Raw genomic sequence first — 26,176 nt, forward strand, 5'->3', positions numbered from 1 at the left:
CTCAGATCCAGCGACGGGCGGTTGGTCAGAACCGCCCGTTCGCACATTCTGGCAGGTTTCGAACACACAAGAGTGCGTATAAGGCGTAGAGCCGTCGTGCAGGGAATGCCGGTTGACCGGCTGGACCTGTGGTGACTGCCGCCTGCTTTTTTTCTGCAGGCGGGCCATGGGTTGCGGCCAGCACCCGGCATTCCCTGCGCCCTCGACCTGAACGAGGGTGAAAATGGACGATCATGACTCGGGCACATCGTGCCGCGGGAACGACGAGTTGCATCCAGCCCTGTCAGCGCGCGCATTCGGAGGTGCCGTAATTCTACGGGCGGAACAATTAACGTGGCTGAAGCAGCCGATCGGGCATGGCAAGGGATCACAAGGAAGGTTCTGCGCGCTCATGAATTGGCCTGGGGATCCCACGCGCTCGAAGCGAACGGCCGGCGGCAGCCCGCTGGGGGCCTTCTTCCTTTGGATCGGCGGCTTCGGCGCCATCGAGGGTCTCGACGACGAAGCGCTGACCGAGCGCGATCGCCGGCGCATCCGGGCGCGGCAGGTCGATGCCGTCGCGCGCCTCGTCCCCGTGACCATCGGCATCAACTTCGCCAACGCTGCCATCATCCTCGGCGTGTTCTGGAACACCGTCTCCAATCTCTTTCTCTTCGCGTGGGGCGCCGCGATCGCCGTGGCCGGCGGCATGGCGCTGCGCGGCTGGTGGCGCGCGCGCAAGTCGCGGCCGCAGGAGGCGTCCGAACGCGCCATCTCCCGGATGACGCTGCAGGCGTTTTTCCTGGCGACCATCTGGGGATCGCTGCCGCTGATCGTGATGCCGCAGGTCGATCCGCATCTGCAGATCATCGTGGGCTCGCTGATGACCGGGATGATCTCCGGTGGCGCGTTCGCGATGTCGAGCGTGCCGCGGGCTGGTCTCGCCTACACCTGGACCCTGATGCTCGCCTCGGTGGGCTCGCTGTTCCTTTGCGGCGGCGCGACCTATCTCGTACTCGTCGTGTTCCTGCTGCTCTACACCTCGTTCATGGTCCGGCACCTGGTGTCGCACGGCAACGTGTTCCTGGAAAACCTGAAGGCGCAGATCCGGCACGAGCGCCAGAACGAGACGATCTCGCTGCTTCTGAAGGAATTCCAGGAGAACGCCGCGAGCTGGCTGTGGCAGACCGATGCCGAGGGCCGTCTGATCGACGCGCCGCAGCGCTTCGCCGACGTGGCCCAGCTTCCGCTCGATCAGCTCAAGGGCGAGCGGCTGATCGATACGCTGAAATATCTCTGCCCGACGGATACGGCGACGCTCAAGACGTTCGCCGATCGGATGGCGCAGCGGCTGTCGATCCCGGAGATCCTGATCCACGTCGTGGTCGCCGGCGGCGAGCGCCGCCGTTGGGCGCTGACGGCGCGGCCGGCGCGGGATCACGAGGGCAAGTTCGCAGGCTATCGCGGCTTCGGCCGCGACGTCACCGAGCGCTGGCGCGCCGAGCAGGCGGAAGCCGAAAGCCGCGCCAAGTCCGACTTCCTGGCGATGATGAGCCACGAGATCCGCACGCCGATGAACGGCGTGCTCGGGCTCGCCTCGACCTTGCTGGAGACCAAGCTCGACGACGAGCAGCGTCATGCGGTCATGACGATCCGCGAGTCCGGCGACAACCTGCAGCGCATCCTCAACGACATCCTCGATCTGTCCAAGCTCAACGCCGGCAAGCTCGAATTCGAGACGGTGGATTTTTCGCCGGCGGCGCTGGTCGAGGCGGTGACCGCCATCATGGGCGTCAACGCGAAATCGAAGAGCCTGCTGGTCAACGCGGATATCGATCCGAAGCTGCCGCCGGCGCTCAAGGGCGACGTGGCGCGCATTCGTCAGGTGCTGATCAATCTCGCCTCCAATGCGGTGAAGTTCACCGAGCAGGGAGGCATCACCATCGCCGTGGCCTGCCGCGCGCGCGACGATCAGAAGGCGACCATCGAGTGGCGCGTCTCCGACACCGGCATCGGCATTCCCGCCGATCGGGTCGGCAAGCTGTTCACGGATTTCGCCCAGGCCGATGCCTCGATCAACCGCCGCTTCGGCGGCACCGGGCTCGGTCTGGCGATCTCCCGGCGGATCATCGAGCAGATGGGCGGGGTTATCGCGGTGTCGTCGGTGCAGGGCGAAGGCTCGACCTTCCGCTTCAGCCTGACCTTGCCGTGGAGTGACAAGCAGGTGTCCGATCAGCGCGCCGACCGGGTCGGTGCCGGCGACCTCAAGGCGCGGATCGAGGCGCTCGGCCGTCCCTTGCGCGTGCTGATCGCCGAGGACGACGCCACCAACCGCATGGTGGTGTCGAAGATGCTGCAGGAGTTCCCGGTCGACAAATGCATCGTTCCGGATGGCTTGCAGGCGGTGAAGGCGGCCGACGAACAGGCGTTCGACCTGGTGCTGATGGACGTTCGCATGCCGGAGATGGACGGCATCACCGCGACCCGGGCCATTCGGGCCAAGGGTGGACGGCTGGCCGGGCTGCCGATCATCGCGCTGACCGCGAATGCCTTCCCCGACGATATCAAGCAGTGCCGCGAGGCCGGCATGACCGACTTTCTGGCCAAGCCGTTGCGCAAGCCGGCGATGGTGGCGGCGATGCTGAAGGCAATCGGCACGCCCGCGCCCAGCGTCGAGGCGCCGGCACTGGCGCCGTCTGATGTCCCGGCTGCGACGGCGGAGGCCTGAGCCGATAACGAGGGGAGCTAGACCGAGAAGCTGGTGCCGCAGCCGCAGGAGGCGGTGGCGTTGGGATTATTGACCCGGAACGAGGCGCCCATCAGGTCGTCGACGAAATCGACCTCCGAGCCGGCGAGAAACGGCACCGAGGCGGGATCGACCAGCACCACGGCGCGATCGCGCTCGATGACGAGGTCGTCGTCGGCCTTGGCACGGTCGATGTCGAACTTGTACTGGAAGCCGGAGCAGCCGCCGCCTTCGACCGAGATGCGCAGCATCGCGCCGGCGCTCTCCTTGCCGAGGATCTCGCCGATGCGGCGGGCGGCGCGTTCGCTGATGGTGACGGGGCCGGTCGAGGCATCAGTCATGGCAGGAGGTCTCCGAGGGTCGTGCGTCATGCCCTATTCATTTGGTCGCGGGCACTCCCCATAGTTAAGTGGGCTCCGCCGAGGAATCAAATCGCAAAAGGAACAATCGCCCGTGTCGGTCGGAATGGCTGCCCCCCGCGCTCCCTATTCCTGCGATCCCGATCGCAGCCGCGGCCGCCTGTTCGCCGAGCCGCCGTCCCGCACCCGCAGCCCCTTTCGCCGGGATTGCGACCGCGTCATCCATTCGACCGCCTTCCGCCGGCTGAAGCACAAGACCCAGGTGTTCGTCTTCCACGAAGGCGACCACTACCGCACACGCCTGACCCATTCTTTGGAAGTCGCCCAGATCGCCCGCGCGCTGGCCCGCCAGTTCGGCCTCGATGAGGACCTGACGGAGACGCTGGCCTTGGCGCATGATCTCGGCCACCCGCCGTTCGGCCATGCCGGCGAGCGGGCGCTGAACCGCTGCATGGCCGAGCATGGCGGCTTCGACCACAATGCCCAGACATTGCGCATCGTCACGTCGTTCGAGCAGCGCTACCCGGAGTTCGACGGCCTCAACCTGACCTGGGAATCGCTCGAGGGCATCGTCAAGCACAACGGGCCGTTGCGGGAGCCGATCCCGCCGGGAATCGCCGAGTTCAATGCCCGGTTCGACCTGGAGCTGTGGAGCTACGCCTCGCTCGAGGCCCAGGTCGCGGCGCTCGCGGACGACATCGCCTATGACGCCCACGACATCGACGACGGGCTGCGCGCCGGCCTGTTCACGGTCGACGACCTCAAGGAAATTCCGCTGCTCGCGGCGATGATCGCCGAGATCGACCGGCAATATCCGGCGCTCGACCCGATCCGGCGCGGCGCCGAGCTGGTGCGCGAGCTGATCTCCTACCTGATCGCCGCCGTAGCGGCCGAAGCCGAGCGCCTGATCACGCGGGCGCAGCCGATGTCGCCGCACGACATCAGGCGGCACAGCGGGCCGCTGGTGGCATTTCCGGCCGATGTCGCCGAGCACGAGGCGACGATCAAGGGGTTTCTCTGGCAGCGGATGTACCGCCATGAGCGGGTGATGCGGGTGATGCGCGACGCCGAGCGCATCGTCGCCGACCTGTATGGCCGCTACCATGAGGACGGTTCGACGCTGCCCGCAGGCTGGCTGGACGGTTGCGACGGCGAGGGCGATCGGGCTCGCCGCATCGGCCATTTTATCGCCGGAATGACGGACCGTTTCGCCTTAACCGAGCACCACCGGCTTTTTGACTCGACTCCGGATTTGCGTTAGGCGGCGGCATGGTCGAACAAGCTTCCACCCCTTACCTTTTTGCCGACATGCTCGCGCGTGTCCACGCCATCTGCGCCATCATCGCCAAGCAGGGCGGCTGGCCCGAGGGCATCGATTTCTCGCGCGTGGTGGTCGAGCCGCCGCGCGATCCGAGCCATGGCGACATGGCCACCAATGCCGCGATGGTGCTCGCCAAGGAGGCGAGGGCCAAGCCGCGCGAGCTCGCCGAACAGATTGCCGAGCGCCTGCGCGCCGACGAGCTGGTCGCCAAGGCCGACGTCGCCGGACCGGGCTTCATCAACCTGACCCTGCAGCCGACCGTCTGGGCGCAAGCGCTCGGCACGATCCTGCGCGAAGGCGCTGCCTACGGCCGCGTCGCGCCGGTGTCCGGCGCGCCGAAAGTCAATGTCGAATACGTGTCGGCCAATCCGACCGGGCCGATGCATGTCGGGCACTGCCGCGGCGCCGTGTTCGGCGATGCGCTATGCAGCCTGCTGCAGTTCGCCGGGCGCGACGTCACGCGCGAGTACTACATCAACGACGCCGGCGCCCAGGTCGACGTGCTCGCGCGCTCCGCCTTCCTCCGCTATCGCGAGGCGCTCGGCGAGGACATCGGCGCGATTCCGGATGGGCTCTATCCCGGCGACTATCTCAAGCCGGTCGGGCAGGCGCTGGCGACCGAGCACGGCGACAAGCTCAAGGCCATGCCTGAGACCGAGTGGCTGCCGATCGTACGCGACAAGGCGATCACGATGATGATGGCCGAGATCAAGGACGATCTCGCCGCGCTCAACATCCGTCATGACGTGTTCTTCTCGGAGCGTTCGCTGATCGCAGGTAGCACCAACAAGGTTGCCGACACGATCGAGTTCCTGCGCGAGCGGGGCGACGTGTATGAAGGCCGTCTGCCGCCGCCGAAGGGCGCGCCGCCCGAGGACTGGGAGGATCGCGAGCAACTGCTGTTCCGCGCTACCGCCTATGGCGATGACGTCGATCGTCCCCTGATCAAGTCGGACGGCAGCTACACCTATTTCGCCTCCGACATCGCCAATCACCGGCACAAGTTCGAGCGCGGATTCGCCGACCTGATCGACGTGTTCGGCGCCGATCACGGCGGCTACATCAAGCGCATGCAGGCCGCGGTGAAAGCGGTGACCGCCGGACAGGCGGTGCTCGACGTCAAGGTCGTGCAGCTCGTCAAGCTGTTGCGCAATGGCGAGCCGGTGAAGATGTCGAAGCGCTCCGGCGACTTCGTCACCTTGCGCGAAGTTGTTGATGAAGTGGGGCGCGATGCGGTCCGTTTCATGATGCTCTATCGCAAGAACGACGCCGTGCTCGATTTCGACCTGGCCAAGGTGATCGAGCAGTCGCGCGACAATCCGGTGTTCTACGTCCAGTACGGTCACGCGCGGGGGCATTCGATCTTCCGCAATGCGCGGGAGAGCGTGCCCGAGCTGCCGGAGGAGGAGGGGGCACGGCTGGCGTTCCTCCGCGAGGCCAACCTCGAAAAACTCTCCGACTCGGCCGAACACGACCTCTTGAAACGCCTGGCACTGTACCCACGTACGGTGGAGAGCGCGGCCCTGGCGCATGAGCCGCACCGGATCGCCTTCTACCTGTATGAACTTGCAAGCGAATTTCACGCCCTCTGGACGCGGGGGCGGGATTTGCCCTATTTACGCTTCATTATCGATGATGATGCAGAATTGACCAAGGCACGTTTGGCCATGGTTCAGGGCGTCGTCTCGGTTCTGGCGTCGGGACTTGCGATCTTGGGCGTTAATGCTCCTGATGCAATGCGCTGATTGGGGGAAACACACGACTTCAGTTGGGGGCCTCAATCTGGCAGGGTCCGCCTTAGGACGCATATGCGGCTCACCCGCAGGGACGCTTCATCACGATGGCTGATCGTTACCAGGACAGACCCTTTCCCGCTGATGGTTTTGGCCGTGGTGGAAACCAGCAGGCCGATGCCGATCCGCTCGCCGAACTCGCTCGCCTGATCGGGCAGAACGATCCTTTTGCCGCCTCGGGCCGGGCAACTCCGCAATCCCAACCGCGTCAGATGGCGCGCCCCGCGGCGCCCGCGCCAGAACAGCCGGTTCCCGGCATGCCACCGGCCGGCGCTCCGGCCTGGATGCAACGTTCCCAGCCTGCCGCCGCCAATCCCTTCGCCGACATCGGTCGCGAGCCGCCGCAGCCGGCGCCTGCGCCGCCGGCCTTTCCGGCGGGCTATCAGGATCCGCGCGGCCAGCCTGGCTTCCCGGACCAGGATTTCGCGCCCGCGCCCGCTCCCCGGCAGCAGCAGGGTTATCCGAACGCGGAGTTTGCCGACCAGCTGTCCAAGCTCGACTACAGCGTCGGCGAGTCGCGCCACGGGTTCGCCGAGAATGATCGCGACTACAACCGCGACAATGGCTTCGATGACAACGAGCCGGACTCCTCGCGCTATGACGATGCGCTGTTCGGGCAGATGGGCTCGGGACAGCAGGGGTTTCAGGGCGACAACGATTTCCAGGACAGCCAATACGGCTATCAGGACGGTTACGACGAAGGCGAGGAAGAGGAGCGGCCGCGGCGGCGCAGCGGCATGAGCACCGTGCTCGCGGTGCTGACCCTTGCGGTGGTCGGCACCGGCGGCGCCTACGGCTACAAGACCTACATCTCGTCCGGCCGGACCGGCGAGCCGCCGATCATCCGCGCTGACAACAGTCCGACCAAGATCATGGCCCAGCAGGATCCGACGCCGAAGGTGCCGGATCGGCTGCTCGGCAATGACGGCGGCGAGAAGTTGGTGTCCCGCGAGGAGACGCCGATGGATCTGAACACCCGCGGCGGCAATCCGCGCGTGGTGTTCCCGCAGATGAACCAGAATGCGGCTCCGCCGCCGGTCAGCGCCGGGGCGGCCCCGATGTCGCAGATGGCCAATGCCAATGGCATTTTGCCCAACAGTGATCCGCGTCCGATCAAGACGCTGTCCGTGACGGGAGGCAATCAGGCCGCCGCGGTCGATCCGCCGATGCCTGCGACGCCTCCAACCAAACCGGCGGCGACGCCGAAGGGCCGTAAATCGCCGGCCAACGCCAACGCGTCGGCCGCCAACGACAGCCCGATGCCGCTGACACCGCAGCCGGCCGCGCCGGCGAGCGCGCCGGCCCGGATCGCCGCCGCCGTGCCGGTCACCGAGCAGACCCAGAACGATCGGACCGGCGGTTATCTGGTCTCGATCTCGTCGCAGGCCAGCGAGGCCGAGGCGATGACATCGTACAAGGCGGTGCAGGACAAGTACGGCGCCGTGCTGGGCAAATACGAGCCGATCATCAAGCGGATGGATCTGGGTGAGAAGGGTGGCGTCAGGTACCGCGCGGCCGTTGGGCCCTTCGCGACGAAGGAAGAGGCCAACAAGATGTGCGGATCGTTGAAAACTGCCGGCGGACAGTGTTTCCCGTTTAGCAACAATTAAGGCTCGCTTGACCGCCTCCGAGGCGGGGTCTATGCGGCCCGCATGACCATGCGGGCTTTCATTACCGGCATCTCCGGACCTGATCTCAGCGACGCCGAGCGCGCGTTCATCCGCGAGTTCAGGCCCTGGGGCTTCATCGTGTTCAAGCGCAACGTCCAGTCACCCGCCCAAGTGACTGAACTGGTTGAGGAATTAAGGGCCTGCGTCGGCCGCGCCGACGCTCCCGTCCTGATCGACCAAGAGGGTGGCCGGGTGCAGCGCCTGGGGCCGCCGCATTGGCCGGCCTATCCCGCCGGCGTGGTGTTCGACCGTCTCTACGACCTTGATTCGGCCGCAGGCCTCCGTGCCGCCTGGCTCAGCGCCCGCCTGATCGCCGATGACCTGATCGCGCTCGGCATCACCGTGGATTGCCTGCCGCTCGCCGACGTCCCCGTCGCCGGTGCCGATGCCGTGATCGGGGATCGGGCCTATGGCACGACGCCAACGAAGGTCGCTGCAATTGCCCGGGCGGTGACGGAGGGGCTGGAGCAGGGCGGCGTGCTGCCGGTCCTGAAGCACATTCCGGGGCATGGCCGGGCCACCGCCGACACCCATTTCCGCCTGCCGACCGTGGACGCGCCAGAAGCGGAACTCGATGCAACCGATTTCGCCGCCTTCGGGCTGCTGGCCGACCTCCCGATGGCGATGACTGCACATGTTGTGTTTAGCGCGATCGACGCCGCCCATCCGGCCACGACTTCTGCGACAATGATCGAACGGGTGATTCGCAAACGGATCGGGTTCCAGGGTTTGTTGATGAGTGATGACGTTTCCATGAACGCATTGGCCGGATCGATCGCCGAGCGCACGCGTGCGATCGTGGCGGCCGGCTGCGACATGGTTCTGCATTGCAACGGCAAGCTCGACGAGATGCAGGCCGTGGCCGCCGAGACGCCGGAGCTGGCCGGCCAAGCCCTGATCCGCGCCGATCGTGCACTTGCGGCGCGCAAGGCACCCACAGGCTTCGATCGTGACGCCGCGCGCGGCGAGCTCGACGCCCTGATCAACCGGCTGGGACCCGCGAGCGCATGACCGCTGAAATTCTGTCGTTTGAAACCGGCCGTCCCACGACGGAGCTGGCCGAGGCCGAGCCGGCGTTGGTCGTCGACGTCGAGGGCTACGAGGGCCCGCTCGACCTGCTGCTCGCGCTGGCGCGGCAGCAGAAGGTCGACCTCGCCAAGATCTCGATCCTGGCGCTCGCCGACCAATATCTTCAGTTCATCGAGGCCGCCCGCAAGATCCGGCTGGAGCTCGCCGCCGACTATCTCGTGATGGCGGCCTGGCTCGCCTTTCTGAAGTCGCGCCTGCTGCTGCCCGAGCCGCCGGCGCAGGAAGGTCCGAGCGCCGAGGAGATGGCCACGGCACTTGCCAACCGGCTGCGCCGGCTGGAGGCGATCCGCGAGGCCGCCAATCGCCTGATGAACCGGCCGCAGTTCCAGCGTGACGTGTTCCCGCGCGGCAACCCGGAGGCCATCGCGGAGGTCCGTCGTCCCAAGTTCACCGCGACCCTGTTCGACCTGCTTTCGGCCTATGCCATCCAGCGGCAGTCGCGCGTCGTCACGTCCGTTCATATGGCCAAGCGCACCGTCTGGTCGCTCGCCGAGGCGCGCGCGTCGCTCGAACGGCTCGTCGGCATGACGGAGGTGTCGGACGACTGGGGATGTCTCGACGACTACCTGCTGGACTACGTCGTCGAGCCTGCACAGAAGGCCACCGTCTTCGCATCGAGCTTTGCGGCCGTCCTCGAACTGGTCCGCGAAGGCAAGCTCGAGCTGAACCAGAAGCAGGCGTTCGCGCCGCTGTATTTTCGTAAGCGTCCACCGATCCAGCCCGGCGCCATGGCTGCGCCGGACTTGACGGTTGAGTAACGAACAAGGAGACCCTGCCATGGCAAGCTTGGCGGAACTGCGCATGGAAGAGCCCGACGAGATCGCGATCGAGCCCGCGGCGCGCCCCGAAGAGTTGCGCATCCTCGAGGCTCTCCTGTTTGCCTCGGCCGAGCCGCTCGAGCAGGCCGCGCTCGCCAAGCGTATGCCTGAAGGTGTCGACATCAAGGCCGCACTGGCGCAGCTGCAGGCGGAGTACGCCAATCGCGGCGTCAATCTCGTGCGCGTCGCCAGCAAATGGACCTTCCGCACCGCCGGCGATCTCGCCTGGCTGATGACGCGCGAGAGCACCGAGACGCGCAAGCTGTCGCGTGCGGCGATCGAGGTGCTGGCCATTGTCGCCTATCATCAACCGGTGACGCGCGCCGAGATCGAAGAGATCCGCGGCGTCGTCACCTCCAAGGGAACGCTGGACGTTCTGCTGGAGACCGGCTGGATCAAGCCGCGCGGGCGCCGCAAGACCCCAGGCCGTCCGCTGACCTTCGGCACCACCGATGCGTTCCTGGCCCAGTTCAGCCTGGAGACCCTGGGCGATCTGCCAGGCCTGGAAGAGCTGAAGGGCACGGGCCTGCTGGATTCCCGTCTGCCGACCGGCTTCACCGTCCCGACGCCATCGGACGATCCGACGCTCCGGGAGGACGAGGAGCCGCTGGATCCGGGCGATCTCGATCTGGCGCTTGCGCCGGCGGTCGAGGCCGAACCTGGCGACGCTGAGGAGGCAGAGGTCGAAACGGCGGAGATGGAAACAGTCGCAGCCGAGACGGCGGCGGCCGAGGCTGCCGAGGGCGAGATGGGAACCGCCGAGACCGCGGTTCAGGACGACGCCTCGTCGCAGGTCGCCGTTGGCGATCTGGAACTGCCCGGCACCGATGCGGAAACCGACACGACGGAGGTGGACTTCGCCGTCGAGGAGACCGAGCTCGAGCAGGAGGACGAGGCCGTGACCGAGCTCGTCGAAACTTCTGCCGAGGCTCAGGCTCAGGTGGAGGACGAGGCAGAAGCAGAGGCCGAGATCGACGCGGCAGACCACGAGATCGACGCCGCCGATGACGAGCACGATCGCGATACCGACGAGGACGGCTCGCCGCACCGGGAGTAGCGGCTTTGGCGTCGTTAACACTCGCGTTATTACGTAGGTCCGGCCGCGATTTGGCGGACCTTAAGTGCTTGTTTTTGGGGGCGCTGACGCCTACCTTCCGGCCAGATCGGGCTCTCCGCGCGCCGCTTTCGGCTGATTGCCGCCTTGGTTCGTGTTGCTGTTTCGCAATCGAATGCTAGAAGCGAAGTGTCGCGGTCAAGTCCATGGATATGACGCGGTTTCGGCGGTAGCGTCGACGGGCAGTCGGGTGAAGGCTGCGCCGGTGTTTGGAGGGTTGCAGGATGGGTTCGCTTAGCATTTGGCACTGGATCGTCGTGATCGCGGTCGTCCTGCTGTTGTTCGGGCGCGGCAAGATTTCCGATCTGATGGGCGACGTCGCGCAGGGCATCAAGGCGTTCAAGAAGGGCATGCAGGACGACGACAAGGCGCCGGAGAAGACCGAGCCCGTCAAGTCGATCGATCATGGCGCCACGCCTTCGGCCACCCGCACGGATGTCGGCAGCAAAGCCGTTTGATCTGCGCGTGAAAGGCGCGGGCGGCGCGCCCCCGCAGGGACGGCACCGGGACCTGTTCAGGCAGGCCCGGGCAGGCGGGATCAGAGGCGTCGTCGCGTAGGCGGATTGTTTCATGTTCGATATCGGCTGGAGTGAGCTGCTCGTCATTGGGGTCGTCGCGTTGATCGCGATCGGTCCCAAGGAGCTTCCGGGCGTCCTGCGCATGGTCGGGCAATGGATCGGCAAGGCGCGCCGGATGGCCTCGGAGTTCCAGGGCCAGTTCCAGGAGGCGATGCGCGAAGCGGAAATGGCCGACCTCAAGAAGAGTTTCGACGAGGTCCGTGAGGCCGCCAGCGGTTTCACCCCGACCGGCGTGATCTCCTCGTTGCAGCGCGACGTCGACAAGGCTCTCGATATCGAGGGGATCGACAAGCCTACTGAGCCGGCGCCCGCACCGGACGCGGCCGCTGCTTCGTCCGAGCCTCCTTTGATGACCCCGACGACCCCCGAACCGCCACAGGCCGAGACCTTCGTGGAGGCTGAAGCTCATCAACCGGTGGGCGAGCCGCTGGCGATCGTACGTGAAATCAAGCCCGAGCCGGAGCCCGAAATGTCTGCGTCAGCAGAAGCTGAACGCCTGAAGGACGCCAAAGCGTCATGACCGTCGAAGATATCGAGGCCAGCAAGGCCCCGTTGATGGACCACCTGATCGAGCTGCGGTCGCGGCTGATCAAGGCGCTGCTCGGCTTCGGCGTGGCCTTCATCTTCTGCTTCTTCTTCGCCAAGCAGATCTACAACATCCTGGTGCTGCCGTTCGTCTGGGTGGCAGGTGCCGAGAACAGCAAGTTCATCTACACCCAGCTGCTCGAATATTTCATCACGCAGCTCAAGCTGGCGATGTTCGGCGCCGGCTTCATCTCCTTTCCGATCATTGCGACGCAGATCTACAAGTTCGTGGCGCCCGGCCTCTACCGCCACGAGCGCAATGCTTTCCTCCCTTACCTGATAGCGACCCCCGTCTTCTTCGTGCTCGGCGCCATGCTGGTCTATTTTGCGGTGTGGCCGATGATCGTGCGCTTCTCACTCGGCATGCAGCAGCTCGGCGGCCCCGAGACGGCGCAAATCGCGTTGATGCCAAAGGTCGGCGAATATCTGTCGCTGATGATGTCGCTGATCTTCGCCTTCGGCATCGCATTCCAGCTCCCGGTCATCCTGACCCTGCTTGGGAGGATCGGCATCGTCACGTCGCAGATGCTGAAGGAGAAGCGGCGCTATTTCATCGTGATCGCCTTCATCATCGCGGCCGTCCTGACGCCGCCCGACGTGCTCAGCCAGGCCTCGCTGGCATTGCCGCTGCTGGCCCTCTACGAGGGCGCGATCATCGCGGTCGGCATCGTCGAGAAGCAGGCGGCTGCGGCCAAGGCGGGCTCTTCGTCGGGCTCCGGCAACTTGCCGACCACGCCAGCGGAATAGGGCAGGCCCGCAAGCCCGGGCTCCATCCCGGGCGTTGCCTGTTCCCATCCGCCGCCTTTCGCGGTAGTGCAGGCCGGCCCGTGATCCACGGCGACTCGCCGACATCTTTCGTTCCCAGGACCGAACGACCATGCACGACATCAGATCGATCCGTGACAACCCGCAAGGTTTCGATGCGGCGCTGACGCGCCGGGGTCTGTCGCCCCAGTCGTCGCAACTGCTGGGCATCGACGAGCGGCGTCGCGCGGCGATCCTGGCGTCCGAGCAGGCGCAGGCCCGGCGCAACGCCGCTTCCAAGGAAATCGGCGAGGCCAAGAAGGCCAAGGACGAGGCGCGTGCGAGCGCATTGATGGAGGAGGTCGCGAGGCTCAAGACCACGATGCCGGAGCTCGAGGCCGCAGCGAAGCAGGCCGACGAGGAGCTGGCGCGCGAGCTGTCAGCGATTCCGAATCTGCCGCTCGACGAGGTGCCCGACGGCAAGGACGAGCACGACAATGTCGAGCGCCATGTGTTCGGTGCCAGGCGCAACTACGCGTTCGCGCCCAAGCCGCATGACGACATTGGCTCACCGCTCGGCATGGACTTCGAGGCCGCCGCAAAACTGTCGGGCGCGCGGTTCGTCGTCCTGAAGAAGGGACTGGCGCGGCTGGAGCGCGCGCTTGGGCAATTCATGCTCGACCTGCACACGACCGAGCACGGCTACACCGAGATCAACCCGCCGCTGCTGGTGCGTAACGACGTCATGTTCGGCACGGGACAATTGCCGAAGTTCGAGGACGACCAGTTCTGGGCCGTGAAGGGCGAGCTGATTGCGGAGCCGGATGATCGCCTCAAGACCGAGCGGCTCGGACTCATTCCAACTGCTGAGGTTGCCCTGACCAACCTCGTGCGCGAGTCCATCGTCGACGAGAAGGAGCTGCCGATGCGGCTCACGGCGCTGACGCCGTGCTTCCGCGCCGAGGCAGGCGCGGCCGGCCGCGACACCCGCGGCATGATCCGTCAGCATCAGTTCACCAAGGTCGAGCTGGTCTCGATCACGACGCCGGAAACCAGCAAGGACGAGCATGAGCGCATGCTGGCCTGCGCCGAGGAGGTGCTGCGCCGGCTCGATCTGCACTATCGCGTCATCACGCTGTGCACCGGCGACATGGGCTTCTCCTCGCAGAAGACCTACGACATCGAGGTCTGGATGCCGGGGCAAGGCGATGGCGGCGCCTTCCGCGAGATCTCCAGCTGTTCGGTGTGCGGCGACTTCCAGGCGCGCCGCATGGATGCACGCTATCGCGGAAGTGACGGCAAGCCGCGCTTCGTGCACACATTGAACGGCTCGGGCACGGCTGTCGGCCGTGCGCTGATCGCGGTCATGGAGACCTATCAGCAGGCCGACGGCTCGATCGCGGTCCCCGACGTGCTGCAGCCCTATATGGGCGGCCTCAAGGTGGTGGCCGCCGAGCCATAGCGCCGCGGCAAATTGCATCCGCCCCGGTCGCCGCCATTGCGTGGCGGCCGGCGGGTCGTATCCTCCGGTTCTGTTCAGCAATTGTTTTTCAGAAACCGGCAACATGGTCCTGCATCGGGATATTTTCTGGATCGGGCGGCAATGGGCCGTCACCGGCTCCGGCATCCAGGCGGTCGATCAGCGCCTGAAGGGAGCGTTCGACGTCGATTGCTCGAGGGTCTGGGACGAGGGGCTGCACGACTCGCTGCGCGATCAGCCCTGGTTCAACCCGGTCGACTTCGAGAAGGCGTTGAGTGTCGCGCGGGCCCGGTTTGCAGCAGTGCCGCCGACCGAGCCTTCAGCAGTGCCGGCGCCTCCTGCTCAGCAGGCAGCCGGCGTATCCGGCACGTCCAGCCTACCGTTGAGGCTGGGCATACGAGGGCAGCTCGCCAGGTTCCTGCCGCAGTGGCGGATCCGGCATTGACCGGGTGATGCCGGCGAGCGCTCGGGTTTGCCTCGCTGCGGCACAGCAGATAAGACACCCCCGAACGATGCTTTCGAAGAGACGGAAGGTTGGCCATGCGGATTCTCTGCACCAATGACGACGGGATCCATGCGCCGGGTCTCAAGGTGATCGAGGAGATCGCACGGGCCCTGTCCGACGACGTCTGGATCGTGGCGCCCGAGCTCGACCAGAGCGGCGTGTCGCATTCGCTCTCGCTCAATGATCCGTTGCGGCTGCGCGAGGTCGGCCCGCGCCACTTTGCCGTGCGCGGCACGCCGACCGACTGCGTCATCATGGGGGCCCGGCATATCCTGGGGGCGAAGCTGCCCGACGTGGTGCTGTCCGGCGTCAACAAGGGCCGCAACGTTGCCGAGGACGTGGTCTATTCGGGCACCATCGCCGGCGCGCTCGAAGGCACCATTCTCGGCTTGCCGTCGTTCGCCCTGTCGCAGGAATTCAGCATCGCCACTCGCGACAAGCCGTCCTGGGACACCGCGCTCAAATTCGGCCCGCAGATCGTGCGCAAGGTGCTCGAAGCCGGCGTGCCGAGGAATACAGTGATCAACGTCAACTTCCCCGCCTGTGCACCGGAAGAGGTCAGGGGCGTCGTGGTCACCCGCCAGGGCAAGCGCAATCTCGGCTTCTTGAAGGTCGATGAGCGGCGCGACGGCCGCGGCAACCCCTATTTCTGGATCGGCTTCGACCGGGCAGCTTCGCTCGATTTGCCCGACGAGGGGACGGACCTCGCAGCTCTCGCGGCGCACTACGTGTCAGTGACTCCGCTTCGCCTGGATCGCACGGACGAGGCGTTCTCCGGCAAGCTCAGCGACATTCTCGGCTGAAGCGCCTTCTACCCCTGCGGCTCAGCGCCTCGCAGGGCATGATCGATCGCTTTTCCGAGCGTCTCGAGCTGGAACGGCTTCTGCAGGGCCGGCCGGTCGCGATATTCTTCCGGCAACCCCGACGAGCCGTAGCCGGTTGCGAAGATGAAGGGCCGGTTGCGCGCCTTGATGAGATCGGCCACCGGCGAGATGACCTTGCCGTTGACGTTGACGTCGAGAATGGCAACGTCGAAATAGGTGCTCTCGGCGAGCCGCATCGCTTCGCCGATTTCGCCGGCCTCGGCCGCGACGGTGTAGCCGAGCTCTTCCAGCATGTCGGCCACCATCATTCGGATCATGACTTCGTCTTCAACCAAAAACACAGAGCCGCGCGGCGGCCGCGGTGCAGTCATGATGTCAGTCCTTGCCCATATCCGATTTGACGCTCGCAAATAACGGCTTATGGCGCAACGTCAACAATGTCGTCTTTCATGGCCGTGCGGCGTGGGCACGATCGCCCATAAGGTGAACGAACCGGACCCGACTTGGTTCCTCGTGCGGAACGCGGTCGTCGTCGGGACCATGACGGTGCATCCTGGTTGCGACGGGCGCGCGGAAAATCGGTGCGCAACCCTCGCCCGGCAGGTAAATTGCGCAGGAGCCCACCAACCGACATCCCGATGCCCCCAGCTGCTCCTCCCGAGAAAATGATGTTTCAGCTGACCCTGCGTCGGCGCGGGATCAGCGATCAGGCGGTGTTGCGTGCGATGGAAGAGGTGCCGCGGGAGGAGTTCGTTCTGCCGGCCGACCGCCCGGACGCCTATCGCGACAGCGCGATGGCGATCGCCTGTGGACAGACCATCAGCCAGCCCTTCGTCGTCGCCTACATGACCGAGCAGCTCAAGCTGCAGAAGTCCCATCGTGTCCTCGAAATCGGGACGGGGTCGGGGTACCAGGCCGCGATTCTGTCCAGGCTGGTCACCAACGTCCTGACGGTGGAGCGCTTCCGGACATTGGCCGACAAGGCCAGGGAGCGGTTGGAGAAGCTCGGCTGCTTCAATGTCGAGGTCATGCTCGGCGATGGCTACGCGCTGCCGCCGGGGGGCGGCCAGTTCGACCGCATCATCGTAACGGCGGCGATGGATGAGATTCCCCAGAGCCTGCTCGACCGGCTGGAGCCGGACGGTATCCTGATCGCGCCGGTCGGGCCGCAACACGGGGTGCAGACGCTCGTCAGGATCACGCGGACGGGTGATCGTCTCGACCGAAAAGAGCTCGTCGACGTGCGATTTGTGCCGGCAATTCCGGGAATTGCGCGCGAACTCTAAAGAGACGGATCAGCAGGCCGCACAACGCTTTATTCGCGGCTTAAGCGCTTATTTACCGCGGCTGTGTTTACTCGAATTCGTTGTTTGTTGCGTACGAGTGAGTAACCATGCCCGCCACTGTCGAGTTGCTTCGCTCGCGCCGCCTGCCGCAGGTTGCGGCGTTGGCGCTGATGTCATTCGGCGTCGCCGGCTGCAGCGCCGACATGTCGACGCGGCTGTCGCAGACGCAAAATCCGTTTTCAAACCCGTTTGCATCCGATTCCACCGGGTCGGTGCAGGCGCAGCCGCCCCGGCAGCACCAGCAATACAGCCAGTCCTACACGCCAGCTCCCGCGCCGGCGCCACCCTATTCGTCCGCGGCGCTGCCGCCCCCGGCGGTCGGGGCTCCGCAATCCTATCCGACGGGCGGCGGTGCCGGAGGCATGTCGTCGGGCGGGCGCGGCGTCGCATCCTATGCGCCACCCGCTGCGGTCCCCGTCGCAGCGCCCGCCGTCGCCGCACCCCAGGCCTATGCACAGCCGGCGCATTCCTATGCTCCGCCGGCTCAGCCGCGGCTCGAGACCACCGGCACCGTGCCGCCGCGTTCGGTCGCGGCCGCGCGTCCTGCCAGTGGCACCAAGATCATCGTCGGCACCAGCGATACGCTCGACATCCTCGCCAAGCGCTACCGCGTGACGCCGGCTGAGATCCTGGCTGCCAACGGCTACAAGGGGCCGCGCGCGTTGTCGCCGGGCCAGCAGCTGATCATTCCGCATCCTGGCGCGGTGGCGGCTGCGCCCGCGGCCCAGCCCGTTGCTGCGGCGCCAATGATCGCGCCGAAGCCGGTGGCGGCCGCAGCACCGTCCACCGTCCACTTCGTCAACCGCGGCGAGACACTCGCCAGCATCGCCCGCCAGAATCATCTGACGGCGGCTGAGCTCGCCCGCGCCAACAACATCGATCAGGCATCGCCGCTGAAGCTCGGGACCAGGCTGACCGTCCCTGGCAGGGCCGTAGCGGCAGCCGCGCCGGTGGCCCCGGTCGCAACCGTTCCCCAGGCGGTTGCGACCGTGCCGGCGCCAGCGCCGACGACGCGGGTTGCGGCGGCAGGTCCGGTCCAGAGCGCCCGCCTGGCCCAGGCCAATCCGGCGCCCGAGAAGGAGGAGGAGCCGGCGCGGCCGGCCGAAACCACCAGCTCGCTGCCGACCTTCCGCTGGCCGGCTCGCGGCAAGGTGATCACGAGCTACGGCGCCAAGACCAACGGCAAGTCCAACGACGGCATCAACATCGCCGTGCCCGAGGGCACCCCGGTGAAGGCAGCCGAAGATGGCGTCGTCGCTTACGCCGGCAATGAATTGAAGGGCTATGGCAACCTGGTCCTGGTGCGGCATTCCAACGGCTATGTCACCGCATATGCCCATGCGAGTGAGCTGATGGTGAAGCGCGGTGATCCGATCAAGCGCGGCCAGGTCATTGCCAAGTCGGGTCAATCGGGAGAAGTCGGATCGCCGCAGCTCCACTTCGAGATCCGCAAGGGATCGTCTCCGGTTGACCCGCTGCAATTCCTCAACGGGGCGTGAGCCGCGACGCCTGCCGTCCTCACATGCAAGGGCTCGCCTCTGGGCGAGCCCTTGTCGTTTGAGGCGGGATATCAGCCAAAGGCGTCATTGCGAGCGCAGCGAAGCAATCCAGGGTGGTGTGCGGGACTCTGGATTGCTTCGCTGCGCTCGCAATGACGGAGGCTGAGACTGGTTGCGTGCCACGCAGGCGACTGTCATCGCCTGCGATGGGGCGCGGAAGGTCGGATTACTTCGCGCTCAGCCGCACGCCGAGGCGGCCAGCCAGATCCTGCGTGAACTGCCAGGCGACGCGGCCGGAGCGCGAGCCGCGCGTCGTGGCCCATTCCAGCGCCTCGCGCTCCAACTGATCCGCGGCGACTGCGATGTCGAAATGGCCGCAATAGCCTTTGACCATCGCCAGATACTCATCCTGGCTGCAGCGGTGGAAGCCGAGCCACAGGCCGAAACGGTCGGACAGCGAGACCTTCTCCTCGACCGCTTCGCCCGGATTGATCGCGGTGGAGCGCTCGTTCTCGATCATATCGCGGGCCAACAGATGGCGTCGGTTCGAGGTGGCGTAGAGAATGACGTTCTCGGGCCGTCCCTCGATGCCGCCTTCGAGCACGGCCTTCAGCGATTTGTAGGACGCATCATTGCCGTCGAACGACAGGTCGTCGCAGAACACGATGAAGTGGAACGGCGCGGCACGCAGGATGTCCATCAGCGCCGGCAGGCTCTCGATGTCCTCGCGGTGAATCTCGATCAGCTTCAGCCGGTCGGCCGGCTTGCGCGTGACGTTGATGCTGGCATGGGCGGCCTTCACCAGCGATGATTTGCCCATGCCGCGCGCGCCCCACAACAAGGCGTTGTTGGCCGGCAGGCCGTTGGCAAAGCGCTCGGTGTTCTCGATCAGGATGTCGCGCATCCGGTCGATGCCCTTGAGCAGGTCGATCTCGACACGGCTGACGCGCGGCACCGTCGAGAGCCGGCCGTTCGGATGCCAGACGAAGGCGTCGGCCGCGTTGAGGTCAAGCGCGGGCGTGGCACCCGCATGGGTTGCCGCCAGATGCGTGGCAATGGCTTCCAGCGCACGGGCAATCCGGTCAGCCGTATCGTCGGAGGCGGGGCGGGCAGGACGTTTTGCCGCGATCTCTGGTGGCTTTTGCGCTGCAGGCCGGGTGCCTTTGGCGAGCGGTCCGAGGGCGTTTTTGGCGGGGCTACGGGACGGGGCTTTGGCTGGTTTTTTCGACATGCTGCAAGTTCCTGATGGGGCAGCCATATCGGGCCTCGCCGGCTGCCGCAAGCGGGGCGAAATGAAGGGGCGGGGCGCCTTGCTATTGGGACTGCTGCCGCTATATTCCGCGCGAAATTCGCAAGAGGCCGGCCCGCGCCGAGACATGCGTGGTTCGCCGGCTATTCCCGTCTCACCGGGCGCTGCCCACGAGGATCGACCACATGCTGATCACCCCTGCCTATGCCCAGGCCGCCGGCGCTGGCGACACCAACAGCATGCTGATGTCGCTGCTGCCGTTCGCGCTGATCTTCGTGATCATGTATTTCCTGATCCTTCGGCCGCAGCAGAAGAAGGTCAAAGAGCATGCCGACCTGGTCAAGAACGTCCGCCGCGGCGACACCATCGTGACCCAGGGCGGCCTGGTCGGCAAGGTGACCAAGGTCGTCGACGACGACCAGGTCGAGTTCGAGATCGCCGACGGCATCCGCGTGCGCCAGATGCGCCAGATGATCACCGGCGTCCGCACCAAGGGCGAGCCCGCGAAGGCAGACGCAAAGGACGACAAGAAGGACGAAAAGGCCGCGAGCTGATTGCGGCCCGGCCAGAATCAACTCCGGCCTTCGCTCTTTAGTGATGTTCTGATTTTTCGGGCCGGCTACGGCCCTTACGGACAACCTCCATGTTGTATTTCACGCGGTGGAAGGCGCTGGGCATCATTCTCACGGCGCTCGTCGTGTGCCTGTGCGCAGTGCCCAACTTCTTCTCCGAGGCGACGGTCAAGACCTGGCCGACCTGGGCGCAGCGCCGGCTGGTGCTCGGCCTCGACCTGCAGGGTGGCTCCTATCTGCTGCTCGAGGTCGACTCCAACTACATCAAGAAGGAGCGGCTCGATGCCGTGCGCGACGATGTTCGCCGCACGCTGCGCGATGCCAAGATCGGCTACACCGGATTGGTGAGCCGGGGTGATGGGGTCGAGGTCCGGATCACCAAGGAAGGCGACACGGGAACTGCGATCTCCAAGCTGCGCGATCTCTCGCAGCCGCTCGGTGGGCTGCTCGGTTCCAGCGGCCAGCGCAGCCTTGAGGTCAGCGATGCCGGCGGCGGACTGGTCCGGCTGACGATCCCGCCGGCGGCCATCACGGAACGCATCCGCCAGACCATCGAGCAGTCGATGCAGATCGTCGAGCGCCGCGTCAACGAGCTCGGCACCGTCGAGCCGGTGATCCAGCGCCAGGGCAACGACCGCATCCTGGTGCAGGTGCCGGGCTTGCAGGATCCGACGCAGCTCAAGAACCTGCTCGGGCGCACGGCCAAGATGGAATTCCGCATGGTCGACACCTCGGTGCCGGCGGATCAGGCGATGCAGGGGCGGGTGCCGCCGGATTCCGAGGTGCTGCAGAGCGCGTCGCCGCCCAACCAGCCCTATGTCGTCAAGAAGCAGGTGCTGGTCTCCGGCGGAGATCTCTCCGACGCGCAGACCGGCTTCGACCAGCGCACCAACGAGCCGATCGTCACCTTCCGCTTCAACTCGGCCGGCGCGCGCAAGTTCGCGCAGGCCACGACCGAGAATGTCGGGCAGCCGTTCGCCATCGTCCTCGACAACAAGGTGATCTCGGCGCCGGTCATCCGCGAGCCGATCACCGGCGGCTCGGGCCAGATCTCGGGCAATTTCACCGTGCAGTCTGCCAACGAGCTCGCGATCCTGCTGCGCGCCGGTGCGCTGCCGGCGCCGCTCACGGTCATCGAGGAGCGCACCGTCGGTCCGGGTCTCGGCGCCGATTCGATCGCCAAGGGCGAACTCGCCTCCTATGTCGGCTCGATCCTGGTCATCGTGTTCATGCTGGTGACCTACCGGCTGTTCGGCGTGTTCGCCAACATCGCGGTGGTCGTGAACGTCGCCATGATCTTCGGTGTGCTGTCGCTGCTCAACGCCACGTTGACCTTGCCGGGCATCGCCGGCATCGTGCTGACGGTCGGCATCGCCGTGGACTCCAACGTGCTGATCTATGAGCGCATCCGCGAGGAGCTGCGTGGCGGCCGCAACGCGATCTCGGCGATCGACGCCGGCTTCAAGCGCGCGCTGGCGACCATTCTCGACTCCAACATCACCACCTTCATCGCCGCCGCCGTGCTGTTCTACATCGGCACCGGCCCGGTGCGCGGCTTCGCCGTGACGCTGGGCATCGGCATCCTCACCACGGTCTTCACCGCCTTCACGCTCACCCGCCTGATCGTGGCGGGGTGGGTGCGGTGGAAGCGGCCGCAAAGCGTGCCAATCTAGGAGCTACTGTGACACACTGGGTTCTCATCGGGCTTGGCATCCTGATCGTGGTGCTGACGGTGGTCAGCGCGCTCGGCCTGCTACCGTCGCTGCGCATCGTGCCCGACGACACGCATTTCGATTTCACGCAGTTCCGCCGCATCAGCTTCCCGATCTCGGCGGCACTGTCGATCCTGGCGATCGTGCTGTTCTTCACCCACGGACTGAACCTCGGCATCGACTTCCGCGGTGGCACCTTGCTCGAGGTGCGGGCCAAGTCGGGCACCGCCGACATCGCCGGGATGCGTGCGAAGCTGTCGACGCTCGGCCTCGGCGAAGTGCAGCTGCAGCAGTTCGGTGCTGATACCGATGCATCGGTTCTGATCCGTATCGCCGAGCAGCCTGGCGGTGATGCCGCGCAGCAGGAGGCCGCCAACAAGGTGAAGGCGGCGATCGGTGATTCCGTCGAATATCGCCGCGTCGAGGTCGTGGGTCCGCGCGTCTCGGGCGAGTTCCTCGCCGTCGGCTTGCTTGGCCTGATGCTCGCGATCGTCTCGATCCTGATCTATCTCTGGTTCAGGTTTGAGTGGCAGTTCGCGCTCGGCGCCATGATCGCCAACGTCCACGACATCGTGCTGACTATCGGCTTCATGTCGATCAGCCAGGTCGACTTCGACCTCACCAGCATCGCGGCGCTGCTGACCATTCTCGGCTACTCGCTGAACGACACCGTCGTCATCTACGACCGTATCCGCGAGATGCTGCGGCGCTACAAGAAGATGCCGATGCCGCAGCTGCTCAACGAATCGATCAACTCGACCTTGTCGCGCTCGATCGTCACGCACGTCACGGTGACCCTGGCGCTGCTGGCGCTGCTCTTGTTCGGCGGCCCGGCGATCCACAGCTTCACCGCGGTGATGATGTTCGGCGTCGTGCTGGTCGGCACCTACACCTCGATCTTCATCGCGTCGCCGATCCTCATCTATCTCGGCGTGCATTCGGTCCGAGCCGAAGCGCAGGAGGAGAAGCCGGCGGCGAAGAAGAAGATGCCGTGATTCGAAGGAACCTTGCCTTCGGATCAGATCCGGAGGCAGCAAGCTGGTCTCGGACATGACCACTCCGAACGACACTCCGCACTTCCCGCGATCGGCGCCGATCGACGGCTATGGCAAAGGCGGCTTTGCCTTTGCCGGCATGTCGCACCGCGGCTCGCTGTTGTGCCTGCCCGACTCGATCTGGGCCTGGGATGTCACTCAGCCCGGCCAGATCGACCGATATTCGCTGCAGCGCGTTTTCGACGCGGCGAACAGAATCGACACGCTCATCATCGGCACCGGAAACGAAGTCTGGATCCCGCCCGCACCGCTGCGCGCGGCCCTGCGCGGCGTGAACGTCGTTCTCGATGCGATGCAGACCGGCCCCGCGATTCGCACCTACAACGTCATGATCGGCGAGCGGCGCCGGGTTGCGGCAGCGCTCATCGCCGTCCCATGAGCGAGACGAGCGCCAACAGCGACGCCGCGTTCTGTGCAGGCCTTGTCCGCGAGCACGATTTCGACCGCTACGCCTCGACGCTGTTCATGCCGCCCGAGCCCCGGCGTGCGCTGTTGTCGCTGTACGCATTCAACGTCGAAGTCAGCCGCATACGAGATCTGGTGTCGCAGCCGCTGCCGGGCGAAGTCCGGCTGCAGTGGTGGCACGACACGCTGACGGGTCACGAACATGGCGGCGCCGAGGGAAATCCCGTTGCGGCCGAATTGCTGCTCACCGTGCAGCGCTTCGCGCTTCCGGTCGAGCGGCTGACGCGCCTGGTCGATGAGCACCAGTTCGATCTCTATAACGATCCGATGCCGACGATGGCGGCGCTGGACGGCTATCTCGGCGACACGCGCGGCGCGCTGTTCGCGCTGGCCGCGCAGATCATTGCGCCGCCGTTTGCGGACGCCGATCATCTCGCGCACCATGCCGGCATCGCGCAAGGGTTGCTCCAGGTGATCGCGTCGCTGCCGCGCGATGCCGCCCACCGGCAGCTCTACGTTCCGCTCGATCTTCTCGCGCGGCATGCCGTCGGCCAGGAGGAGATGTTCTCCGGCAAGGCATCACCGGCGATCCAGGAGGTGATCATGGACCTGCGCGGGCAGGCCCGGCAGCATGTCGATCACACCCTCGAACTGGCGCGTCAGGCGCCGCCGGCCGTGCGGCCGGTTCTGCTGCCGCTCGCGCTGGTCCGGCGCGACCTCGCGCGGGCCGGGCCCCGCGACGATCCGTTTCAGCCGCGCCCCCGCTCGCGCCTCGCGACGCTGTGGACGCTGTGGCGGGCCGCGGGGACGGCGAGTTTTCGCGCGCGCTGACGCCGTCGCCGGCTCAAGCCGAGGGCATCGTGTTCCAGAGTGGCGGGCTGTGCAGGAGTCTCGGCATGTCCGGCGACTCGTGCCGGTGGATCGTGCAGCGGGTGTCCCAGACGACGAGATCACCGGGCCGGCAGGTGTGGGTCCAACTGAACTCGGGCCGTTCGGCAAGCTGCCAGAGATCGTCGAGCAGCGCGTCTGATTCGTCCTGCTCGAGGCCGACGACGTAGGAATGGCGACGCTGCCCCAGCGCGAGCATTGAGCGGCCGGTATCGATATGATTGCCGACCAGCGGGTGCACCGGGCCTGCGATGACGGTGCGACGGCCATCATCGGCGGTGTCGGTCGAGAGATGACGAACCTTCAGATGAGCGACGCGGCTGCGCAGCGCCGGCGAGAGCGCATCATAAGCGGCGTAGAGGCTGCAGAATGACAGTCTGTCGCCCAGCAAGCCGCCGGGAGAGGTGTAAAATAGATCCGCGTGACCGAAGCGGCGGCTGAAAGCCGCGATGTCACGTTCACCAAGACGCTGGCCGCGCACGAGCAGGACCTGGTGCTTGAGCAGCGCGCGCATGAACGAGGCGAACGCCCAATCATCGAAGGATCCGAGATCGACGTTGCAGACCTCGGCACCGAGCGTCTTTCCCGTCGGGATGACCTGGATGAGGCTGCTTTCGGCGCTTCGAGCAACGTTGCTTCTGAGACTCACTTGCGTCATCTCCCAAGTTTCACCAGCGCCTGCAAATCAACCATCGTAATTTGTCGCGGGTGTTTCGGCTCGGAGGCAATTCGCGGAAGGATCGCGGCACGATCTGCCGATTGTCGGCACACTCTGCCGCTCTGAGTCGGAAATTGGACGCTTCAAGGCGACGCACGAGGAAATATCCAGCAACCTGCAACTCATTCGCAGGCAATCTGGTGCTTGATCGTGCGGATGTCGCGCGCAAGCGAATCAGTGCGGGCGATTCGTTCCCTTGATCTGGGTCCGATGCATGATTCGCCGCGCATGATCATCGAACGGATCGCGCCGATGCATGGTGCAGCGATTGTCCCAGATGACGAGATCGCCGACCTTCCAGACATGCTCCCAGGCGAATTCCGGACGGGCTACATACGCCCACAATTCGTCGAGCAGTGCCTCCGATTCCGCCAGTTCGAGCCCGACCAGATAGGCGTTGCGCCGGCGGCCGAGATAAAGCATCTGCCGACCGGAATCGGGATGCGTGCAGACCAGCGGATGGATCGCGCCCGGCGAGGTGCGCGGATCATCGGTCGGCGTCACGCCCTGACGTACGAAGCCGCCGCTGTTGTAGGTGCCGTCGTGCTTGATCTTGAGATCCGCGATACGGCGCTTCAGTTCAAGCGGAAGCGCGTCGTACACGGCATACATGCTGCAGAACGAGGTGTTGCCGCCGACGGGCGGAATTTCCAGCGCGTAGAGCGCGCTCGCGATCGGCGGCGTGTCGAGATACGACATGTCCGTGTGCCACACCGCTTCGCCGGCGCCGAGGCTGCCGATCGCCTCGCCATTCACCTTCACGTTCGAGACGATATAGATTTCGGGCAGACCGTCGACGAAGCGGCGCCCGTTCTCCTGCACCGGCGCCCAGTCGAGATCACCGAAGCGGCGGCTGAAGGCGATCAGGTCCTGGTCCGTCAGAGCCTGGCCGCGCACCAGCAAAACGGAGTGCGTGTGAAAGGCGCGGAGCAGGGCGTCGAAGCCCGCATCGTCGAGATGCCTGAGATCGACATGTCGAATCTCCGCCCCGAGTTGCCGGCCAGTCGGGATGATCTCGATGCTCGACGACCGAGAGGTTGTCGCCGCGCGGGTCTCGACGTTCATTGCCAAATCCTCCCAAACGACATTGCAACCACAGGATACAATGGCCGGGCCGCGAAGTCTCG

25 protein-coding genes are annotated in these 26,176 nt (G+C 65.7%); 20 read left to right on the plus strand and 5 right to left on the minus strand.

Features of this window, described 5'->3' with window-relative positions; genetic code table 11:
- Positions 1-391 precede the first annotated feature (391 nt).
- Positions 392-2,707: a hybrid sensor histidine kinase/response regulator gene (locus tag ACQR1F_RS25665; RefSeq protein WP_316236407.1), complete on the plus strand. Its 2,316-nt coding sequence runs from the start codon at positions 392-394 to the stop codon at positions 2,705-2,707.
- 17 nt (positions 2,708-2,724) lie between these two features.
- Here ACQR1F_RS25665 and erpA read toward each other — a convergent pair whose 3' ends face one another.
- Positions 2,725-3,066 carry an iron-sulfur cluster insertion protein ErpA gene (erpA, locus tag ACQR1F_RS25670; RefSeq protein ID WP_315711699.1) on the minus strand — a complete coding sequence of 114 codons (342 nt, stop codon included), beginning with the start codon at positions 3,064-3,066 and terminating at the stop codon, positions 2,725-2,727.
- A gap of 112 nt (positions 3,067-3,178) precedes the next feature.
- Here erpA and ACQR1F_RS25675 point away from each other — a divergent pair, with 112 nt between their 5' ends.
- The 12 genes from ACQR1F_RS25675 (at position 3,179) to surE (ending at position 15,584) form a co-directional block, all read left to right on the plus strand.
- Positions 3,179-4,345 (plus strand): deoxyguanosinetriphosphate triphosphohydrolase, encoded by a 1,167-nt coding sequence (locus ACQR1F_RS25675; RefSeq protein WP_434914081.1) that lies wholly within the window; start codon positions 3,179-3,181, stop codon positions 4,343-4,345.
- 8 nt (positions 4,346-4,353) lie between these two features.
- Complete coding sequence (argS, locus tag ACQR1F_RS25680) at positions 4,354-6,150, plus strand: arginine--tRNA ligase (protein WP_434892048.1); 1,797 nt, start codon at positions 4,354-4,356, stop codon at positions 6,148-6,150.
- A gap of 95 nt (positions 6,151-6,245) precedes the next feature.
- Positions 6,246-7,808 (plus strand): SPOR domain-containing protein, encoded by a 1,563-nt coding sequence (locus ACQR1F_RS25685; RefSeq protein WP_434914082.1) that lies wholly within the window; start codon positions 6,246-6,248, stop codon positions 7,806-7,808.
- A gap of 42 nt (positions 7,809-7,850) precedes the next feature.
- The gene (nagZ, locus tag ACQR1F_RS25690) at positions 7,851-8,879 is read left to right on the plus strand and encodes a beta-N-acetylhexosaminidase (RefSeq protein ID WP_434914083.1); all 1,029 of its coding nucleotides are present in this window, start codon (positions 7,851-7,853) and stop codon (positions 8,877-8,879) included.
- Positions 8,876-9,715: a segregation and condensation protein A gene (locus ACQR1F_RS25695; protein ID WP_315751001.1), complete on the plus strand. Its 840-nt coding sequence runs from the start codon at positions 8,876-8,878 to the stop codon at positions 9,713-9,715. The genes nagZ and ACQR1F_RS25695 overlap by 4 nt, the downstream gene beginning before the upstream one ends.
- Before the next feature lie 19 nt (positions 9,716-9,734).
- Positions 9,735-10,832 (plus strand): SMC-Scp complex subunit ScpB, encoded by a 1,098-nt coding sequence (scpB, locus tag ACQR1F_RS25700; RefSeq protein ID WP_434914084.1) that lies wholly within the window; start codon positions 9,735-9,737, stop codon positions 10,830-10,832.
- Between the two features lie 281 nt (positions 10,833-11,113).
- Positions 11,114-11,347, plus strand: coding sequence for a twin-arginine translocase TatA/TatE family subunit (locus tag ACQR1F_RS25705; protein WP_006614346.1), 234 nt, complete (start codon positions 11,114-11,116; stop codon positions 11,345-11,347).
- 112 nt (positions 11,348-11,459) lie between these two features.
- Positions 11,460-11,987, plus strand: a complete 528-nt coding sequence (tatB, locus tag ACQR1F_RS25710) for a Sec-independent protein translocase protein TatB (protein ID WP_434872858.1) — start codon at positions 11,460-11,462, stop codon at positions 11,985-11,987.
- Positions 11,984-12,799 carry a twin-arginine translocase subunit TatC gene (gene tatC / locus ACQR1F_RS25715; protein ID WP_316178562.1) on the plus strand — a complete coding sequence of 272 codons (816 nt, stop codon included), beginning with the start codon at positions 11,984-11,986 and terminating at the stop codon, positions 12,797-12,799. Before tatB ends, tatC begins: the two co-directional genes overlap by 4 nt.
- A 130-nt stretch (positions 12,800-12,929) precedes the next feature.
- Positions 12,930-14,258 (plus strand): serine--tRNA ligase, encoded by a 1,329-nt coding sequence (gene serS, locus ACQR1F_RS25720; RefSeq protein WP_434914085.1) that lies wholly within the window; start codon positions 12,930-12,932, stop codon positions 14,256-14,258.
- Between the two features lie 103 nt (positions 14,259-14,361).
- Positions 14,362-14,721: a hypothetical protein gene (locus ACQR1F_RS25725; protein ID WP_316178943.1), complete on the plus strand. Its 360-nt coding sequence runs from the start codon at positions 14,362-14,364 to the stop codon at positions 14,719-14,721.
- A gap of 95 nt (positions 14,722-14,816) precedes the next feature.
- The gene (surE, locus tag ACQR1F_RS25730; protein WP_315799823.1) at positions 14,817-15,584 is read left to right on the plus strand and encodes a 5'/3'-nucleotidase SurE; all 768 of its coding nucleotides are present in this window, start codon (positions 14,817-14,819) and stop codon (positions 15,582-15,584) included.
- Positions 15,585-15,592: 8 nt separating this feature from the next.
- On the opposite strand, the gene ACQR1F_RS25735 is transcribed toward surE, so the two are convergent.
- The gene (locus tag ACQR1F_RS25735; RefSeq protein WP_315799824.1) at positions 15,593-15,976 is read right to left on the minus strand and encodes a response regulator; all 384 of its coding nucleotides are present in this window, start codon (positions 15,974-15,976) and stop codon (positions 15,593-15,595) included.
- A 267-nt stretch (positions 15,977-16,243) separates the two neighbouring features.
- Here ACQR1F_RS25735 and ACQR1F_RS25740 point away from each other — a divergent pair, with 267 nt between their 5' ends.
- Together ACQR1F_RS25740 and ACQR1F_RS25745 are read left to right on the plus strand one after the other, a co-directional pair.
- Positions 16,244-16,891 (plus strand): protein-L-isoaspartate(D-aspartate) O-methyltransferase, encoded by a 648-nt coding sequence (locus ACQR1F_RS25740; RefSeq protein WP_316236697.1) that lies wholly within the window; start codon positions 16,244-16,246, stop codon positions 16,889-16,891.
- Between the two features lie 107 nt (positions 16,892-16,998).
- A complete protein-coding gene (locus tag ACQR1F_RS25745; RefSeq protein ID WP_434914086.1) occupies positions 16,999-18,450 on the plus strand; it encodes a peptidoglycan DD-metalloendopeptidase family protein in 1,452 nt (483 codons plus the stop codon).
- A gap of 226 nt (positions 18,451-18,676) precedes the next feature.
- On the opposite strand, the gene ACQR1F_RS25750 is transcribed toward ACQR1F_RS25745, so the two are convergent.
- Positions 18,677-19,681 (minus strand): ATP-binding protein, encoded by a 1,005-nt coding sequence (locus ACQR1F_RS25750; protein WP_316236412.1) that lies wholly within the window; start codon positions 19,679-19,681, stop codon positions 18,677-18,679.
- Between the two features lie 203 nt (positions 19,682-19,884).
- Here ACQR1F_RS25750 and yajC point away from each other — a divergent pair, with 203 nt between their 5' ends.
- From yajC to ACQR1F_RS25775, 5 genes are all read left to right on the plus strand, one after another.
- Positions 19,885-20,253 carry a preprotein translocase subunit YajC gene (gene yajC / locus ACQR1F_RS25755; protein WP_172108587.1) on the plus strand — a complete coding sequence of 123 codons (369 nt, stop codon included), beginning with the start codon at positions 19,885-19,887 and terminating at the stop codon, positions 20,251-20,253.
- Between the two features lie 89 nt (positions 20,254-20,342).
- Entirely contained in the window at positions 20,343-21,944 is a 1,602-nt protein-coding gene (gene secD / locus ACQR1F_RS25760) for a protein translocase subunit SecD (RefSeq protein ID WP_434914087.1), read from the plus strand.
- Between the two features lie 8 nt (positions 21,945-21,952).
- Positions 21,953-22,978: a protein translocase subunit SecF gene (gene secF / locus ACQR1F_RS25765; RefSeq protein ID WP_434914088.1), complete on the plus strand. Its 1,026-nt coding sequence runs from the start codon at positions 21,953-21,955 to the stop codon at positions 22,976-22,978.
- A gap of 55 nt (positions 22,979-23,033) precedes the next feature.
- Positions 23,034-23,417 (plus strand): Mth938-like domain-containing protein, encoded by a 384-nt coding sequence (locus ACQR1F_RS25770; RefSeq protein WP_315799829.1) that lies wholly within the window; start codon positions 23,034-23,036, stop codon positions 23,415-23,417.
- Positions 23,414-24,274, plus strand: coding sequence for a phytoene/squalene synthase family protein (locus tag ACQR1F_RS25775; protein ID WP_434914089.1), 861 nt, complete (start codon positions 23,414-23,416; stop codon positions 24,272-24,274). The genes ACQR1F_RS25770 and ACQR1F_RS25775 overlap by 4 nt, the downstream gene beginning before the upstream one ends.
- Positions 24,275-24,287: 13 nt before the next feature.
- On the opposite strand, the gene ACQR1F_RS25780 is transcribed toward ACQR1F_RS25775, so the two are convergent.
- Together ACQR1F_RS25780 and ACQR1F_RS25785 are read right to left on the minus strand one after the other, a co-directional pair.
- Positions 24,288-24,980 carry a TauD/TfdA dioxygenase family protein gene (locus ACQR1F_RS25780; RefSeq protein ID WP_434914090.1) on the minus strand — a complete coding sequence of 231 codons (693 nt, stop codon included), beginning with the start codon at positions 24,978-24,980 and terminating at the stop codon, positions 24,288-24,290.
- 243 nt (positions 24,981-25,223) lie between these two features.
- Positions 25,224-26,114, minus strand: a complete 891-nt coding sequence (locus tag ACQR1F_RS25785) for a TauD/TfdA dioxygenase family protein (RefSeq protein WP_434914091.1) — start codon at positions 26,112-26,114, stop codon at positions 25,224-25,226.
- Between the last annotated feature and the right edge of the window lie 62 nt (positions 26,115-26,176).

The sequence above is a fragment of the Bradyrhizobium sp. HKCCYLS3013 genome (assembly GCF_051167615.1).
Taxonomy (GTDB): Bacteria; Pseudomonadota; Alphaproteobacteria; order Rhizobiales; family Xanthobacteraceae; genus Bradyrhizobium.

Bases quoted from the DNA above. Each gene is read 5' to 3' on its own strand.
- ACQR1F_RS25665 (WP_316236407.1), top strand. From the start codon at position 392: ATGAATTGGCCTGGGGATCCCACGCGCTCGAAGCGAACGGCCGGCGGC.
- erpA (WP_315711699.1), bottom strand. From the start codon at position 3,066: ATGACTGATGCCTCGACCGGCCCCGTCACCATCAGCGAACGCGCCGCC.
- argS (WP_434892048.1), top strand. From the start codon at position 4,354: ATGGTCGAACAAGCTTCCACCCCTTACCTTTTTGCCGACATGCTCGCG.
- ACQR1F_RS25685 (WP_434914082.1), top strand. From the start codon at position 6,246: ATGGCTGATCGTTACCAGGACAGACCCTTTCCCGCTGATGGTTTTGGC.
- nagZ (WP_434914083.1), top strand. From the start codon at position 7,851: ATGACCATGCGGGCTTTCATTACCGGCATCTCCGGACCTGATCTCAGC.
- ACQR1F_RS25695 (WP_315751001.1), top strand. From the start codon at position 8,876: ATGACCGCTGAAATTCTGTCGTTTGAAACCGGCCGTCCCACGACGGAG.
- scpB (WP_434914084.1), top strand. From the start codon at position 9,735: ATGGCAAGCTTGGCGGAACTGCGCATGGAAGAGCCCGACGAGATCGCG.
- ACQR1F_RS25705 (WP_006614346.1), top strand. From the start codon at position 11,114: ATGGGTTCGCTTAGCATTTGGCACTGGATCGTCGTGATCGCGGTCGTC.
- tatB (WP_434872858.1), top strand. From the start codon at position 11,460: ATGTTCGATATCGGCTGGAGTGAGCTGCTCGTCATTGGGGTCGTCGCG.
- tatC (WP_316178562.1), top strand. From the start codon at position 11,984: ATGACCGTCGAAGATATCGAGGCCAGCAAGGCCCCGTTGATGGACCAC.
- serS (WP_434914085.1), top strand. From the start codon at position 12,930: ATGCACGACATCAGATCGATCCGTGACAACCCGCAAGGTTTCGATGCG.
- ACQR1F_RS25725 (WP_316178943.1), top strand. From the start codon at position 14,362: ATGGTCCTGCATCGGGATATTTTCTGGATCGGGCGGCAATGGGCCGTC.
- surE (WP_315799823.1), top strand. From the start codon at position 14,817: ATGCGGATTCTCTGCACCAATGACGACGGGATCCATGCGCCGGGTCTC.
- ACQR1F_RS25735 (WP_315799824.1), bottom strand. From the start codon at position 15,976: ATGACTGCACCGCGGCCGCCGCGCGGCTCTGTGTTTTTGGTTGAAGAC.
- ACQR1F_RS25740 (WP_316236697.1), top strand. From the start codon at position 16,244: ATGCCCCCAGCTGCTCCTCCCGAGAAAATGATGTTTCAGCTGACCCTG.
- ACQR1F_RS25745 (WP_434914086.1), top strand. From the start codon at position 16,999: ATGCCCGCCACTGTCGAGTTGCTTCGCTCGCGCCGCCTGCCGCAGGTT.
- ACQR1F_RS25750 (WP_316236412.1), bottom strand. From the start codon at position 19,681: ATGTCGAAAAAACCAGCCAAAGCCCCGTCCCGTAGCCCCGCCAAAAAC.
- yajC (WP_172108587.1), top strand. From the start codon at position 19,885: ATGCTGATCACCCCTGCCTATGCCCAGGCCGCCGGCGCTGGCGACACC.
- secD (WP_434914087.1), top strand. From the start codon at position 20,343: ATGTTGTATTTCACGCGGTGGAAGGCGCTGGGCATCATTCTCACGGCG.
- ACQR1F_RS25770 (WP_315799829.1), top strand. From the start codon at position 23,034: ATGACCACTCCGAACGACACTCCGCACTTCCCGCGATCGGCGCCGATC.
- ACQR1F_RS25775 (WP_434914089.1), top strand. From the start codon at position 23,414: ATGAGCGAGACGAGCGCCAACAGCGACGCCGCGTTCTGTGCAGGCCTT.
- ACQR1F_RS25785 (WP_434914091.1), bottom strand. From the start codon at position 26,114: ATGAACGTCGAGACCCGCGCGGCGACAACCTCTCGGTCGTCGAGCATC.